The following is a 14,213-nucleotide window of genomic DNA, read 5'->3' as shown; positions in this document are numbered from 1 at the left end:
GCACCTTATTCTGCGCACTGATTTGACGGGGTGCGGATGCTATTTGAATGACGAATGAAGCTGTCTCTGGTGGGCAACCACCGCTATCCAATTTCGCGCGGCAGCTATTGCAGTTTCTGGATCGGGTGGAATATCGACGCATCGTACACGCGGAAGATCTCGAAGAGATGGGGCGCCTGCGTTACCGGTCTTACCGAAGTGCGAACGTGATGCATGAAGCGGAAGTGCCATCGATTGTTGATGACATTGATCGTGACAGTCATGCGTTTGTCTTCGGCATTCATATTGACGGGCAATTAGTGAGTACATTGCGTATTCATTACATCACGCCTGACCATCGTCGTGGCACGAGTTATGCGCTCTTTCCCGATATTCTTGATCCTCTGCTCAACAGCGGCATGGCTTTTGTTGACCCGACACGCTTTGCAGCGGACCCGGATCTACTGAGCGAATATCCTGCTATTCCCTATGTCACCTTGCGCATTGCTGCGATGGCTTCGGAATTTTTTGAAGCGGATCAATGTCTTGCATCGGTGAAGCCAGAGCATATGGCATTCTACAAACGTATTTTCGGCACCACTGTCATGGCCGAAGCGCGTGAGCATCTGGGCTATGGTATCAAGGTTGGACTGGGCGCTGCACCCATTCGCAATATTCGCGACGCGGTTGCTGTCCGCTTCCCGTTCTTCAAGTCACAGCCGCACGAGCGGCGTGCGATGTTTGGCAATCTGAGCAATGGTGTTGGTCCGCTGACGATCCTGCCAACAGCGAAATATACCGGCCTTGGCATATAAAATCTTTTGTGGAGTCTATGCGATTTATACGCATGATCCTTACTTTTGATAATTTAAATCTTTTTGAAAGTTGCTCTAAATATTTTAGTATAGAAATTTCTGAAAATTCTGGTTAGTTAGCTGCCGTAGCCGCATATGCGGTCACAGACGGAGTGGAGGGGCGCTGCGACAAACAGCCGGGGACCAAAGCCTGAGGCAAGGTCCGGTTGAGGTTGCATGCGAGTTAAAGATCACAGATAGTCTGACTAAGAATAGTCAAACTATCTGAATGGGTGGAACTACAAAATGGCAGAACATCACACTACAGCTCCGGCTGAACTCGGCGCGCCGATGGATTATCCAGAGCATGATAAAACTTATGCTGGTTTCATGGGTGTGTTTAAATGGGGCACAGTGGCAGTTGTTGCCCTCCTGGTTGCCATGGCGTTCGGCTTTTTCGCGGGTGGTTTTTTCTCCGCGACCGTTCTGTTTGTTCTGATCTGCGCCGCTGCCTGGTTCCTCCTCTAAGGATCTAAACCAGCAATAATCCGCATGATTTGATCGAATGCCTTGGTATGGGTGCAGCTCGCACCTTGCCGGGGCTTTATGCATGTCGTCTGTTTCATCATTTTAAGGGGGCTTCTTCCCGGAAGCCCGGATTGTGCCCGGCTGCGAGGTCGGATTAAGCCACGAAAGGGAAACCAGTTGGCCCAGACTATATTCATTCCGAAAGAGAGTGATCCCAACGAGACCCGCGTTGCGGCATCTGCCGAGACGGTGAAGAAATTCATCGCGCTTGGTTTTGATGTCGTGGTGGAAAAAGGCGCAGGCGAAAAATCGCGTATCATCGATACCGAGTTTTCAGGCGCAGGCGCGCGCATAGGAACTACGGCTGACGCCAAAGCGGCAGACGTTATCCTGAAAGTGCGCCGTCCGAACGATGCGGAACTCAAAGGGTATAAACCGGGCGCAGCACTTTTCGCGATGCTTGATCCTTACGGTCAGGAAGCAGCGGTTGCAGCTCTTGCGAAGGCCGGTATTTCAGCTTTCACGATGGAATTTATGCCGCGCATAACGCGCGCACAGGTGATGGATGTTCTCTCGTCGCAGGCCAACCTTGCCGGTTATCAGGCCGTCATTGATGCAGCCGACGTCTATGACCGTGCTATGCCAATGATGATGACAGCTGCTGGCACGGTGCCTGCAGCCCGCGTCTTCGTCATGGGTGCAGGTGTTGCCGGACTTCAAGCGATTGCGACCGCACGTCGTCTGGGTGCGGTTGTGACTGCAACCGACGTTCGCCCGGCTGCGAAGGAGCAGGTGGCCTCGCTTGGCGCGAAGTTCATCGCTGTCGAGGATGAGGAATTCAAGGCGGCGGAAACCTCCGGCGGTTATGCCAAAGAAATGTCGAAGGAATATCAGGCGAAGCAGGCGGCACTTGTTGCTGACCATATAGCCAAGCAGGATATTGTCATCACCACGGCGCTTATTCCGGGTCGTGCAGCGCCGCGTCTTGTTTCAAAGGAAATGGTCGCAGCCATGCGCCCGGGTTCTGTGCTGGTTGATCTCGCAGTTGAGCGCGGCGGCAATGTCGAAGGTGCTGTTGCCGGTCAGGTTGCAGATGTGAACGGTGTGAAGATCGTCGGTTATCTCAATGTGCCGGGCCGGATTGCGGCGACCGCTTCACAGCTTTACGCGCGCAATCTTTATGCGTTCCTCGAAACGCTGGTCGATAAGGAAGCAAAGCTTCTCAAGCTCGATCCACAGGAAGAGCTGGTAAAGGCAACGCTTCTGACACACGAAGGCAAAGTCGTGCATCCGGCTTTTGCCAAGGCAGAAGCCGAAGTCGAAGTAGCGCCAGCTGTTGTGGCTGAGAAGGTCGCTAAGCCGAAAGCCGCGCCGAAGGTAAAAGCGCCTGCTGTCAAGGCAGAGGCTGCAAAGGAAGCGGCGTCTGCCACGGCAAAGCCTGTAGCCAAGACAACCCGAAAAGCACCGGCAAAAGCTGCAAAAACTTCCGCTGACGGAGGAGAGGCATAATGTCCGATACAGCACTCGAAAAAGCTCTTGAGAGCCTCAATCAGGCGGCAGATGCCGTCAGGCAGGCAGCGGAAAAAGCAGGCGGTTTAGGTGATGCAGCAGCTGCCGCCGCCCATGCCGCATCCGGTGGTGTGGTTGATCCGTTTGTCTTCCGCCTTGCGATTTTCGTTCTGTCGATTTTCGTTGGTTATTACGTTGTCTGGCAGGTGACACCTGCACTGCATACGCCGCTTATGGCTGTTACCAACGCTATTTCATCGGTGATCGTGGTCGGCGCACTTCTTGCAGTCGGTCTTTCGCTTTCGGGCTGGGCAACTGGCTTCGGCTTCATCGCGCTCATCCTTGCAAGCGTAAACATCTTTGGCGGCTTTCTGGTTACCCAGCGTATGCTTGCCATGTACAAGAAAAAAGAAAAGTGAGGGCTGAGCCATCATGAGCGTTAATCTCGCAGCCTTCCTTTATCTGGTCTCTGGTGTCCTGTTCATTCTGGCACTGCGCGGCCTTTCGCACCCAACCACCAGCCGTCAGGGTAATACCTATGGTATGATCGGTATGGGTATCTCTATCGTCACCACACTGTTGCTGGCACGTCCAAGCTTTGGCGGTCTGGTGCTGATTATTCTCGGTATCGCCATTGGTGGCGGTATTGGTGCAGTGATTGCACGCCGCATCGCGATGACGGCCATGCCGCAGCTTGTGGCAGCCTTCCACTCGCTGATTGGTCTTGCAGCCGTGCTCGTTGCCGCCGCAGCCCTTTACTCACCGCATTCTTTCGGCATTGGCGAAGTGGGTCAGATCCACGGTCAGGCGCTGATCGAAATGTCGCTGGGTGTTGCGATTGGTGCAATCACCTTCACCGGTTCGATCATTGCGTTCCTGAAGCTTGATGGCCGCATGTCGGGCAAGCCGATCATGCTGCCGGGGCGTCATGTCATCAATGCGGCGCTGGCTGCTGCAATCGTGATTCTGATTGCCGTTCTGACCAACACCGAAAGCCATTTCGTGTTCTGGCTGATCGTCATTCTGGCACTGGTATTCGGTGTGCTGATCATCATCCCGATTGGCGGCGCGGATATGCCGGTTGTTGTTTCCATGCTCAACTCCTATTCGGGCTGGGCTGCGGCAGGCATTGGTTTCACGCTTGGCAATCTGGCGCTGATTATTACCGGTGCGCTGGTCGGTTCATCCGGTGCGATCCTGTCCTACATCATGTGTAAAGGCATGAACCGCTCGTTCATTTCGGTTATTCTTGGTGGCTTCGGCGGTGACGTGGCAGCTGCGGGCAGCGGCGAAGTGGAACAGCGTCCGGTCAAGCAGGGTTCGGCTGATGATGCCGCCTTCATCATGAAGAACGCATCCAAGGTCATCATCGTGCCGGGTTATGGTATGGCGGTGGCACAGGCACAGCACGCTCTGCGTGAAATGGCTGACAAGCTGAAGGCCGAAGGCGTGGAAGTGAAATACGCAATCCACCCTGTTGCCGGTCGTATGCCTGGCCATATGAACGTGCTGCTGGCTGAAGCCAACGTGCCCTATGATGAAGTGTTTGAACTTGAAGACATCAATTCGGAATTTGCGACGGCTGATGTTGCCTTCGTGATTGGCGCGAATGACGTGACCAATCCAGCAGCGAAGACCGACCCGCAATCGCCGATTTTCGGTATGCCGATCCTCGATGTCGACAAGGCCGGTACAGTGCTCTTCATCAAGCGCGGCATGGGCTCAGGCTATGCTGGCGTGGAAAACGAGCTGTTCTTCCGCGACAACACCATGATGCTCTTTGCTGACGCGAAGAAAATGGTCGAAAGTATCGTCAAAGCTCTCGACCACTAGGCCTTCGATATTCGGGTTCTGTCGGCCTGCAAATGGCGTGGTTCTGCGCTTCCGGTGCTCATGTACTTTAAGTACACTCCGCTCCGGTGCTCGAACCCCACCATTTTCGGCACGCCATTTCCCCGAATCTCATAAGGCCGGGGTGTTCTGGCAAGAAACAAAAACGGCGGCTTTGAGCCGCCGTTTTTGTTTGTGCTGGTAATATTCGATCAGCCGTAGATCATCTTGTCCTGCAATGCGCGCAGCTCGGCGATCTTAGAGCCGGGCTGGGGTGCTGCGTTGGCATAGGTGATGAGTTCACCCTTTTTGATTGGTGCAGTGACGGTGCCGTTTTGCAGCAGGCCGCAAGGAATGGCCTTGGCACTGCGTGCTTCCGGTGTCGTCATGATCCATGAACGATAGCAATATTGACCGATGGCATCGAGATGATCACCCGGCTGCAAGTCTTTCTTTGCGACCGCGCAGACTTCCGCCACCGGCTTTGGCAGCGGCACCATATCGGATTTGCCATACAGAACGGCACGCGCGACGGTTAGCGGCACTTCCAGCGATGTGAGGTGGTATGGGCGGTGGAAGGTGAAATAGGGGCCTTTGCCGATCTTCAGATCTTCAAGGCGCTCATTAAGGCGAGGGTGGTCCATCTTGGCCACAACGAACACGCCGGGCGAAACGCCTTTGCCGATGGAATAATCGACGACGCCGCTTTTGCTGAGAACGCCGCCATCCGCTTGTGGGATAAGGGTTTGGCTCAACTGCTCAATGCTGGCGCGAGGTCCATGCATCCCGGCAATATCAGGAACAAGGCCAGTTGCATTGGCAATAGCTGCCATCTCGACCATGGTCTTTGAACCATCAATGAATTCGACCAGCAGGCGGACATTCATATTTCGGCGGTCGGCTTCTTCCTGATAGTCGTCAGGGATGGCATCAAAATTGAGCGGGTTGTTCTTGCCCTTGCCAGCAGAGACCACTTCATAGCCAAGGGCTGAAACGAACTCGATCAACTCCATGCAGGAGGAAGGTTCGTCACCTGCGCCCAGCGAATAGATGACGCCCTGCTTGTCGGCCTGTGCCTTGAGGTAAGGCCCGATGGTGACATCGGCTTCGACATTCATCATTACAAGATGCTTGCCATGCTCGATGGCCTTGATTCCGGTTTCAGCACCGACTTCCGGAATGCCGGTTGCATCGATGATGACGTCGATCAGCGGATTGGAGAGGATCAGATCATTATCGCCGGTGACTGCGATCTTTCCGCTTTCGATGGCGCTGGTCATAGCGCTTTCGCTGTTGGCTTCGCGCGCATTGTCATCGTCGCCATAGGCGGTGCGGACAGCCTTGAAGGTGTTCGGCAGACGGCGGGCGGAAAGCGCGCCCACATCAATGCCGGGCATACGGGCGACCTGTGTGACAATATCCGTGCCCATTTCACCAGCACCGATAAGACCGATGCGGATTGGTTTTCCGGTTTCAGCGCGCAATTGCAAGTCTCGCGCCAGCCCAACCAGTGCCACATTCGTCGTCATGAGAGTCTCCGCAAATTACTTAGTGCGTTTCGATCTGAAAAAACCAGATTGGCGCTCTAACCGTTTTTATTTGAAGCATAATCTTATCGATCCTCGTTTCACGCCGACAGGACTTATGCTCTAACCATCTATTTCGCGATAATTTTGTCACGCTTATATTGTTATAGATGCGCAATGGACGAACAGTCTCTATATCAACAGTGAAAAGCGCGCATCTCAAATCGGCGCGACAAAATACGCATTCCCATATGCATTCCATCGGAGCCTTTATGAGCAACGCATCCCCCTTCGACCTCGTTATCTTCGATTGCGACGGTGTTCTCGTCGATAGCGAGCCGCTTTCCTGCCGCGCGTTTGAGCAGGTTTATGCCAATCATGGCATGATGCTGCCGGAGGGTACGGTTGCCAAAGGCATCGGCATGAAGCAGGCAGATATTCTTGAAATGATTGCCGGACTGACGGGCCATCGTTTGCCAGAAGAAGCTTTGAGCCAGTTCTGGCCGGAAACGAAGGTTCTGTTTGCCGAGCATTTGCAGCCGGCAGTCGGCATTGCCGATTTTCTGAAAATCCTGCCGCATAAGCGTTGCGTTGCATCCTCCTCGCAGCCGGAGCGCATTGCATTCAGCTTGGAGAAGACGGGTATCAACCATTACTTCGGTGATGCGGTTTATTCATCGAGCATGGTCAAGCGCGGCAAGCCCGCACCTGATCTTTTCCTTTTTGCAGCCGACAAGATGGGGGTTGATCCGGCGCGCTGCGTGGTGATCGAAGATTCGCCGTTTGGCGTTGAAGGCGCGATTGCAGCCGGTATGACGGCCTTTGGCTATACGGGTGGCGGTCATACCTATGAAGGTCATGCAGAACGCTTGTCTTCCAAGGGTGCGAGCCACGTTTTCGGCCATTGGGACGATATCGCCCGTGAAATACTGGTTGCAGCGTGAGGTTATGATTTGCCGGGCCTTTTTTATAGGCTAAAGAAGGCGTTATCAGTTCAGCAGAAAGTTTGAGGGAATGAAGGACGCAATTACGCTCGACCAGTTGCGCGAGGCGATCGGCACGGAAATCGGATGTTCCGAGTGGCGTGAAGTCACGCAGGAAATGATCAATCAGTTTGCCGATGCAACGGATGATCATCAGTTCATTCATGTTGATCCGGAGCGCGCAGCCAAGGAAACGCCATTTGGCGGCACGATTGCGCACGGGTTTCTGACTTTATCGCTGCTTTCAACACTGGCTTTTGAAGCGCTGCCGATGCTGCAGGGTGCCACCATGGGCATTAATTACGGCTTCGATAAGGTGCGCTTCATGTCACCGGTCAAGACAGGCGCACGCGTACGCGCCCGTTTCAAGCTTGCCGATGCCGATATTCGCCCATCGGGCCGGGTGGTCAATCATTACGAAGTGACGCTGGAAGTTGAGAACACCATCAAGCCAGCGCTCACGGCGACATGGCTTACCATCGCCGTGGTGGAGCCACCAGAGGCGTAAGCGCTGCTCTTTATGAGTTTTGAAGCCGTCCCTCTTCATCAAGTGGGGCGGCTTTGTCTTTGTGGGTTGTCATCAGCTCACGGAAGAAGAACGGGCCATGCAGAAACATGCCAAAGTCGTAGAAGTTCTTCTTCTCGGCACCGCGCATATAAAGCAGGTGCATCAGGAAGAAATTGCCCTTTGAACGCTTATAGCGGTTTTCACTGTGTACGTTTTTGAAGCGGATACGATGGATGAGCGGCGGGTTCTCGGCCTTTATCTTCAGCGCCTTCGCCGGATCTGAGCCGTAGAAGTGGATGATGTCGGTGAGAACCTGAAACTCCGACCAGAGCACAGGGCTTTCGTTCATCACCACGCGCACGTCTTCGCGCAAGCCGCGTGCCTTTGGGTGAAGAGCGATCATCAGAAGGCATGAGCCAATGGCCAGCATAGACACAGGCTGTTTTGTGAGCAGGTCGGGGCGCTCGCGCTGAACATCTGCCAGCGCTTCCACGGCAGGAACCGTTCCAAGGCTATGGGCGACGATAATCACTTCGTCGGCGTTGCTTTCCTCGATCTTCTTTTTGAGTGCTTCCGCAAAGGCGTGACGACGTGCTTTGAGCTTGTCGTTGCGGCTATAGATACGGTCATAGGCAGCCGACCAGTCATCGAGCAGATAGGACATGAAGAATCGGTCGCCCGGCCAGCGCACGAGCAATGTGGCGATAACTGCGGCAAGCGGCAGGGACCAGACAAGGTTCCAGGATGGGAAACCAGCAAGCATTGGCGCAGAAGCGATCATGGCCGCGATTGCGATAATGACGATGGATAGCAGAAACGGCCACATGAAGAACATCACGAAGCGCCAGCTGGTCAGCAGATAACGGAGCAGGGTGCCTGTGAAGAAAATGTTCATGAAGGCACGGAAGCCCGTCAGCATACGCATGGGCGTAGAGCGGGCTGCGTAGTCGTCAAAGATGTCTGCGGTGCCAAACTGACAGAATTCGGTTTCCGTTTGCCAGCCATTGCCATTGGTCGTCGCTGTCAGACTGCCGCAGTCATCCGACTCGTCTTTCATCGGAGGCAATTTGGTTTTTGCTTGCCACAAACGGTCGAAGTCCTTCAACGCTTGCGCATGACGCACGCGGACGGCTTTCGGGTGCAGGCCTTCATAGCCTGTGAATTGAATAACGAGTCGTTTGTGGAAAGACATAAATCTCGACAGAAGGAATCAATGAATGGGGATGGGCGGTACATTTCACCAGCCTGTAGCTCATGACGGAGCAATGAGGCTGAATTGTGCGAAAAGCGCGTGCTCTCTAGCCTATAAAGGCTGATTTGGTCATTATAATTCGACGTGAAGCCATTATTTGTACCCATGGCTGGGCAAAGTCTTATCTTGAGGTGGACAAAAGCCGGGCCATCTGGTAATGCCAGCCCCAATTTGCAGCGTTTATGTTGCGAAGCTTGGGAGCCTTTCGGCGTTTAGACAGTTGACTCTGTCGACTGAACATCGTTAAGAGACGCCCTTAAAGCCTCAGGCTCAACCGAAATTCTAACCGATACGGGATTACACGTGCAGGTACTCGTCCGCGATAACAATGTTGATCAGGCTCTCCGCGCTCTGAAGAAAAAGATGCAGCGCGAAGGTATCTTCCGCGAAATGAAGATGCGTGGCCATTATGAAAAGCCATCTGAAAAGCGCGCCCGCGAAAAGGCAGAAGCCGTTCGTCGCGCTCGCAAGCTGGCTCGTAAGCGCGCACAGCGTGAAGGTCTTATCGGCGGCGGTCGTACCGCAGCTCGCTAAGTGACCTGAGATTGGCGCCGCCTTTGTGGCGCCTTTTGCTTACCGGTGCAGCTTATGGCTCGCGCCGGTTTTTGCATGTCTGAAGGTCAGAGCATGATCTCGGTTTGCTTCACGAGATAAGACATGCCGATTTGAAGTGTCAGCGGGCCGCCATATACTGACCTTTATTGTGGCGTTGATCCATCTGGAGCAAAGATCCGATAGCATCAGATCCGGGCTTCCAAGAGTTGAGTTTACGCCTATCTTATCCGAAAGCCGGTTTCGTTTTTCGGGTGCATTTCAAGGCGCAGTTTTTTCTGCGGCCTTTTGCTGTGCTATAGAAGCAAATATAGTATTGTGGCTGTTGTATCAGCCGGGGACAAAGTTGACGGAAGTTCAGGGTTTCAGGTCCCTCGCTCCGATCAAGCAGAAAGGAACGCTGTCGTTGCCAACACGCTTTAAGGTGATGCATTCGTCCGGGAACTTTGTTGAGAAGGCCGGAAAATCAACAGGCTCTCATTTTGCACGAAACAGCCTATTGGCGGTCACGGCAGTTCTGGCTCTTGCGGTTGCTGGTTGCCAAAGCTCTAGCACACATAGCGCATTGAGCACGGTTGATCGTGCACAGGGTTCGAGCGAAAACATCAGCTCGCTCACCAGCGTTATTCAGAGCAACCCGCGCGATCCCGAAGCTTACAACGTGCGCGGATCGGCTTATGGCAAGGCCCGCCGTTATAAGGAAGCGCTGCGTGATTTCGATCAGGCAATTGCGCTGAACCCGAATTTCTATCAGGCCTATGCAAACCGCGCGCTGATTTATCGTTATATGGGCGACAGCGGCAAGGCAGCGCAGGATTACAGCCGCGCGATCCAGATCAACCCGCAATATGATGCGGCTTATGTCGGACGTGGTAATGTCTATCGTCTGGCTGGACGTCTCGATCAGGCGCTTAGCGATTTTAACCAGGCAATCTCGTTGCAGACGACCGATGGCCGCGCTTACCACAATCGTGGTCTGATCTATCAGGCCAAGGGCCAGCACAAGCAGGCGATTGAGGATTTCTCGAAAGCGATTTCGCTTAATTCAACAGCGCCTGAACCTTATAATGGTCGCGGCATTTCTTATGTGGCGCTGGGCGACTACGACAACGCATTTGACGATTTCAACACGGCGATCACCCTTGATGGCAATGTTGCTGAAAGCTGGTCCAATCAGGCGCTGGTCTATGAACAGCGCGGCGACAAGGCCAAGGCTGCGAATTCTTATTCGCGCGCTATTCAGCTTGATGCAAACTATCAGCCTGCCAAGGCCGGACTGGCACGCACACGCGGCTAGTGGATAGGATTTGACGTTTGAATCCCGGCTGACATTAATGCTGTTTCAAACGTCAAATTCGAAAAATCCCCACAGACACTAATCCATCTTTTACAAGAATAATTACAGCGGCGCTCTCCAAAATAGGGGGCGCCGCTTTTCTTTATTAAAAGCCGACATATAATCATTGCTATGTCGCTCTTCGATCATATCGGCTTTCAAAGCAAAGACCTTCGCCGCAGCCTTTCTTTCTATGAAAGCTGCATGCCTAAACTTGGGCTCGCTGTTATTCCACATTCGGATAGCGGTTTCTTTGTGAGTGGCGGCGAGAGGGCACCTGTGCCCTTTCTATGGATACACAAAGGGCAGAAAGCGGATGCAGGCGTGCCTGAAGGCAAGCCGGGCAACCATCTTCATCTGATGTTCAATGCGAGCAGCCGTGAAGATGTGGAGGCTTTTTTCCGGGCAGCAGTTCAGGGTGGCGGCAGGGAGAGCGGCTCACCGGCCTATCAGGGGCCGGAAGAGATGGGCTATTATGCGGCTCTCGTCTTCGATCCTGATGGCAATACGCTGGAAGCAGGTTTCAGACGGAGGGTGCGATAAACACCCTCAGTCTGTAGTTTAGCTGCGTGAACGCAGGTTGCGCTTGTCGAGACGATTGACGAGATAATCGCCAATCAGCTGAATTCCGCACACCATGATGATCAGAATAATCACCACAGCAATCATGATCTGCGTTTCAAAGCGCTGATATCCATAGCGGATAGCCAGATCGCCAAGACCGCCTGCACCGATGGCACCAGCCATTGCAGACGCGCCAATGAGTGTGATGATGGTCACGGTGAAGCCTGCGATAATGCCGGGAAGGGCTTCCGGCACCAGCACTTCACGCACGATTGTCCAGCGGTTTGCGCCCATCGAACGGGCAGCTTCCACGAGGCCGTTATCCACTTCGCGAAGCGAGACTTCTGCGATGCGCGCATAATAAGGAATCGCGGCAATCGACAATGGCACGATGGATGCCCATGTGCCGATTGATGTGCCGACAACAAAGCGCGTCACCGGGATGAGTGCGACAAGCAAAATGATGAAAGGCACTGAACGGAAGCCATTGATGATGGCACCGAGAATGGCGTTGATTGTCAGATTTTGCGCAAGGCCACCACGTTCGGTTAGAATCATGATGAGTGCCAGCGGCAGACCGACGACGAGCGAAATCAGGCTCGAAAAGCCGGTCATGATCATGGTCTCCCAGAAGGAGCGCCAGAGAAGATCAAGCATTGCCTGAGACATAGCCGAGAACCTCCGTGGCGTCTGCATGGGTGTTGAAATAGGCGAGTGTGGCGTCTAGTTTTGCCTTGTCCTGCGTGGGCAGGCCAATGAACATGGTTCCAACCGGCTCGCCCTGAATGGTATCCATACCGCCATGGATCAGTTGAAGCGCAATGCCGGTCGCAAGTGTCGCTTCGCTGAAGAATGCGCCCTTGGCGGCGGTTCCTGAAAGCTTGACCTTGAGAATGGCAAGATCGCCGGTCTTGTCGAGGCGCTCGCGCCACACGGCAGGCAGTTCCGGCTCCAGCACTTGCAACATGCTTTGCGTGATGGGCGACTGCGGATTGGCGAAGACTTTCCAGACCGGACCTTCTTCGGCGATTGCGCCGTGTTCCAGCACGATCACCCGGTCGGCGATGCGGCGGATAACGTCCATCTCATGGGTAATGAGCAGGATGGTCAGGCCAAGCTTGGTGTTGATATCTTTGAGCAGCGCCAGAATTGACTGGGTTGTCTCAGGATCGAGCGCCGAGGTGGCTTCGTCAGAAAGCAGAACAGCGGGTTCGGCAGCAAGTGCGCGCGCAATGCCGACGCGCTGCTTCTGGCCACCGGAAAGCTGTGCCGGATATTGCTTTGCCTTGTCGGAGAGACCGACGAGATCCAGCAGTTCTGCCACGCGCTTGATGCGCTGAGCTTTTGGCATACCCGCAATCTTGAGCGGTAAAGCTACGTTCTGCGCCACGGTTTTGGCCGACATGAGATTGAAGTGCTGAAACACCATGCCGATGCGGCGGCGCACAGGGCGAAGCGCGTCTTCACCAAGGCCGGTGATCTCACGACCTTCAATCAGGATTGAACCGCTGTCGGGCTTCTCAAGACCATTGACGCAACGGATCAGCGTGGATTTACCCGCGCCGCTGCGACCGATGATGCCGAGAATTTCGCCGCGTGCGACGGAAAGAGAGACACCGCTGATCGCAGCCGTTTCGCCGAACATTCGGCGCACGTCTTTCATTTCGACGATGGGCGCTAATGCGGCAGGTGGCTGTTCAATGGTCACGGTCGTTTCTTCTATAGTTAGATGCACCGCTGTAAAACAGCGGCAAACTGCAATCGGATAAGGCTTCAAGGAAAGATGAGGCCTGGCTAAGCCATGGAGCTAATGCTCACCGCCGATGCTTTTGGGCAATTTTTTTGCTTACGTCAATAAAAGCCGCGCCGGAAAAGCTTTTTCCGGCGCGGTCTTTCAGTCACTCATAGCAATTAGTTCCAGGCCGGAATGCCTGTGCCCTTGTAAACGCGGTCCAGCTCGGCCTTGACGGCGTCGTTCTGGAAGGAGGCAACAAGGTTCTTTACCCATTCAGCATTTTCATCTTCGGTGCGGACCGCGATGAAGTTGTTGTATGGGTTGTTTTCCTTGGATTCCCAACCGATCGCTTCTTCCTTCTTCAGGCCAGCTTTAGCTGCCCAGTCGTTGTTCACGATTGCGACATCGAGATCATCAATCGAGCGACCGACGACACCGGCGTCGAGTTCCTTGATTTCGATCTTCTTTGGATTTTCAATCACATCGATTGGCGTTGCGAGGATGCCTGCTTCCGGCTTCAGCTTGATAAGGCCGCTTGCTTCGAGAACGCGGAGCGCACGACCTTCATTCGATGGGTCGTTCGGCACACCGACAACTGCGCCTTCTTTCAGTTCATCAAGGCTCTTGATCTTGCGCGAATAGATGCCGATTGGCCAGACAGCGGTGTAACCTGCAACGCCAATCTTGTAGCCGTGCTGCTTGATCTGTTCGTCAAGGTAAGGCTTGTGCTGGAAAGCGTTCGCGTCGATTTCCTTGCGTTCCAGCGCTTCATTTGGCTGGTTGTAATCGTTGAAGGTCACGCGCTCGATGTTGAGGCCGTGCTTCTTGCCTTCTTCGGCAACGACTTTCCAGACGTCTTCGTCTTCGCCGCCCATGATGCCGACCTTGATGGTCTTGTCTTCTGCGTGGCTTGGCGCGCTCGCAAAACCAACTGTGAGAGCTGCAGCGGTGAAAAGGGCGGCTTTCAGACCCGCGCGGCGGGTCAGCGAATAGCGGGAAAGGACTGACGACATTCTTATTTTCCTTGTCTAAAGTTTTTTGGAGAGCCGGTCCCGGAAAGTGATCATGTTAGATGATCTTTCTCCCCCTGCCCACCTTGATGCCGATAATTCCCGTT

15 protein-coding genes are annotated in these 14,213 nt (G+C 54.0%); 10 read left to right on the top strand and 5 right to left on the bottom strand.

The features are described 5' to 3' along the window. Nucleotides 1-47 precede the first annotated feature (47 nt). The 5 genes from ABWV94_RS12480 to ABWV94_RS12460 all read left to right on the top strand — a co-directional run bounded on the left by ABWV94_RS12480 (nucleotide 48) and on the right by ABWV94_RS12460 (nucleotide 4,643). Nucleotides 48-794, top strand: a complete 747-nt coding sequence (locus ABWV94_RS12480) for an N-acyl amino acid synthase FeeM domain-containing protein (RefSeq protein ID WP_113496310.1) — start codon at nucleotides 48-50, stop codon at nucleotides 792-794. Nucleotides 795-1,079: 285 nt separating this feature from the next. Next, on the top strand, nucleotides 1,080-1,301 hold the full coding sequence (locus ABWV94_RS12475; RefSeq protein WP_007876334.1) for an aa3-type cytochrome c oxidase subunit IV: 222 nt from the start codon (nucleotides 1,080-1,082) through the stop codon (nucleotides 1,299-1,301). Between the two features lie 177 nt (nucleotides 1,302-1,478). Then, on the top strand, nucleotides 1,479-2,810 hold the full coding sequence (locus ABWV94_RS12470; RefSeq protein ID WP_113496309.1) for a Re/Si-specific NAD(P)(+) transhydrogenase subunit alpha: 1,332 nt from the start codon (nucleotides 1,479-1,481) through the stop codon (nucleotides 2,808-2,810). Next, nucleotides 2,810-3,229 carry an NAD(P) transhydrogenase subunit alpha part 2 gene (locus tag ABWV94_RS12465; protein WP_113496308.1) on the top strand — a complete coding sequence of 140 codons (420 nt, stop codon included), beginning with the start codon at nucleotides 2,810-2,812 and terminating at the stop codon, nucleotides 3,227-3,229. The genes ABWV94_RS12470 and ABWV94_RS12465 overlap by 1 nt, the downstream gene beginning before the upstream one ends. A gap of 13 nt (nucleotides 3,230-3,242) precedes the next feature. Beyond that, a complete protein-coding gene (locus tag ABWV94_RS12460; protein ID WP_064320963.1) occupies nucleotides 3,243-4,643 on the top strand; it encodes an NAD(P)(+) transhydrogenase (Re/Si-specific) subunit beta in 1,401 nt (466 codons plus the stop codon). A 209-nt stretch (nucleotides 4,644-4,852) separates the two neighbouring features. Here ABWV94_RS12460 and ABWV94_RS12455 read toward each other — a convergent pair whose 3' ends face one another. Further along, nucleotides 4,853-6,169 carry a 1-deoxy-D-ribulose 5-phosphate reductoisomerase gene (locus tag ABWV94_RS12455; protein ID WP_113496306.1) on the bottom strand — a complete coding sequence of 439 codons (1,317 nt, stop codon included), beginning with the start codon at nucleotides 6,167-6,169 and terminating at the stop codon, nucleotides 4,853-4,855. 269 nt (nucleotides 6,170-6,438) lie between these two features. On the opposite strand from ABWV94_RS12455, the gene ABWV94_RS12450 reads away from it, so the two are divergent. Then, nucleotides 6,439-7,110, top strand: coding sequence for an HAD family hydrolase (locus tag ABWV94_RS12450; RefSeq protein ID WP_007876324.1), 672 nt, complete (start codon nucleotides 6,439-6,441; stop codon nucleotides 7,108-7,110). 70 nt (nucleotides 7,111-7,180) lie between these two features. Beyond that, nucleotides 7,181-7,657: a MaoC family dehydratase gene (locus ABWV94_RS12445; RefSeq protein ID WP_007876322.1), complete on the top strand. Its 477-nt coding sequence runs from the start codon at nucleotides 7,181-7,183 to the stop codon at nucleotides 7,655-7,657. A gap of 10 nt (nucleotides 7,658-7,667) precedes the next feature. Here ABWV94_RS12445 and ABWV94_RS12440 read toward each other — a convergent pair whose 3' ends face one another. Further along, a complete protein-coding gene (locus ABWV94_RS12440) occupies nucleotides 7,668-8,849 on the bottom strand; it encodes an alpha/beta hydrolase (protein ID WP_113496305.1) in 1,182 nt (393 codons plus the stop codon). Between the two features lie 363 nt (nucleotides 8,850-9,212). Between ABWV94_RS12440 and rpsU the strand changes: the two genes are divergently transcribed. The 3 genes from rpsU to ABWV94_RS12425 all read left to right on the top strand — a co-directional run bounded on the left by rpsU (nucleotide 9,213) and on the right by ABWV94_RS12425 (nucleotide 11,340). Next, nucleotides 9,213-9,443, top strand: coding sequence for a 30S ribosomal protein S21 (rpsU, locus tag ABWV94_RS12435; RefSeq protein ID WP_007876315.1), 231 nt, complete (start codon nucleotides 9,213-9,215; stop codon nucleotides 9,441-9,443). Between the two features lie 445 nt (nucleotides 9,444-9,888). After that, a complete protein-coding gene (locus ABWV94_RS12430; RefSeq protein WP_064322447.1) occupies nucleotides 9,889-10,758 on the top strand; it encodes a tetratricopeptide repeat protein in 870 nt (289 codons plus the stop codon). A 171-nt stretch (nucleotides 10,759-10,929) separates the two neighbouring features. Beyond that, nucleotides 10,930-11,340: a VOC family protein gene (locus ABWV94_RS12425; RefSeq protein WP_007876312.1), complete on the top strand. Its 411-nt coding sequence runs from the start codon at nucleotides 10,930-10,932 to the stop codon at nucleotides 11,338-11,340. 18 nt (nucleotides 11,341-11,358) lie between these two features. Here ABWV94_RS12425 and ABWV94_RS12420 read toward each other — a convergent pair whose 3' ends face one another. The 3 genes from ABWV94_RS12420 to ABWV94_RS12410 form a co-directional block, all read right to left on the bottom strand. After that, nucleotides 11,359-12,030 carry a methionine ABC transporter permease gene (locus ABWV94_RS12420; RefSeq protein WP_007876310.1) on the bottom strand — a complete coding sequence of 224 codons (672 nt, stop codon included), beginning with the start codon at nucleotides 12,028-12,030 and terminating at the stop codon, nucleotides 11,359-11,361. After that, nucleotides 12,011-13,069 (bottom strand): methionine ABC transporter ATP-binding protein, encoded by a 1,059-nt coding sequence (locus ABWV94_RS12415; RefSeq protein WP_113496332.1) that lies wholly within the window; start codon nucleotides 13,067-13,069, stop codon nucleotides 12,011-12,013. Before ABWV94_RS12415 ends, ABWV94_RS12420 begins: the two co-directional genes overlap by 20 nt. 203 nt (nucleotides 13,070-13,272) lie before the next feature. Beyond that, nucleotides 13,273-14,109, bottom strand: a complete 837-nt coding sequence (locus tag ABWV94_RS12410; RefSeq protein ID WP_064320958.1) for a MetQ/NlpA family ABC transporter substrate-binding protein — start codon at nucleotides 14,107-14,109, stop codon at nucleotides 13,273-13,275. Between the last annotated feature and the right edge of the window lie 104 nt (nucleotides 14,110-14,213).

The sequence above is a fragment of the Brucella sp. NBRC 12953 genome (assembly GCF_040369775.1).
Taxonomy (GTDB): domain Bacteria; phylum Pseudomonadota; class Alphaproteobacteria; order Rhizobiales; family Rhizobiaceae; genus Brucella; species Brucella pseudogrignonensis.
This window is presented reverse-complemented; position numbering and strand designations above follow the sequence as displayed.

Bases quoted from the DNA above. Each gene is read 5' to 3' on its own strand.
- ABWV94_RS12480 (WP_113496310.1), top strand. From the start codon at position 48: ATGACGAATGAAGCTGTCTCTGGTGGGCAACCACCGCTATCCAATTTC.
- ABWV94_RS12475 (WP_007876334.1), top strand. From the start codon at position 1,080: ATGGCAGAACATCACACTACAGCTCCGGCTGAACTCGGCGCGCCGATG.
- ABWV94_RS12465 (WP_113496308.1), top strand. From the start codon at position 2,810: ATGTCCGATACAGCACTCGAAAAAGCTCTTGAGAGCCTCAATCAGGCG.
- ABWV94_RS12460 (WP_064320963.1), top strand. From the start codon at position 3,243: ATGAGCGTTAATCTCGCAGCCTTCCTTTATCTGGTCTCTGGTGTCCTG.
- ABWV94_RS12455 (WP_113496306.1), bottom strand. From the start codon at position 6,169: ATGACGACGAATGTGGCACTGGTTGGGCTGGCGCGAGACTTGCAATTG.
- ABWV94_RS12450 (WP_007876324.1), top strand. From the start codon at position 6,439: ATGAGCAACGCATCCCCCTTCGACCTCGTTATCTTCGATTGCGACGGT.
- ABWV94_RS12445 (WP_007876322.1), top strand. From the start codon at position 7,181: ATGAAGGACGCAATTACGCTCGACCAGTTGCGCGAGGCGATCGGCACG.
- ABWV94_RS12440 (WP_113496305.1), bottom strand. From the start codon at position 8,849: ATGTCTTTCCACAAACGACTCGTTATTCAATTCACAGGCTATGAAGGC.
- ABWV94_RS12430 (WP_064322447.1), top strand. From the start codon at position 9,889: ATGCATTCGTCCGGGAACTTTGTTGAGAAGGCCGGAAAATCAACAGGC.
- ABWV94_RS12425 (WP_007876312.1), top strand. From the start codon at position 10,930: ATGTCGCTCTTCGATCATATCGGCTTTCAAAGCAAAGACCTTCGCCGC.
- ABWV94_RS12420 (WP_007876310.1), bottom strand. From the start codon at position 12,030: ATGTCTCAGGCAATGCTTGATCTTCTCTGGCGCTCCTTCTGGGAGACC.
- ABWV94_RS12410 (WP_064320958.1), bottom strand. From the start codon at position 14,109: ATGTCGTCAGTCCTTTCCCGCTATTCGCTGACCCGCCGCGCGGGTCTG.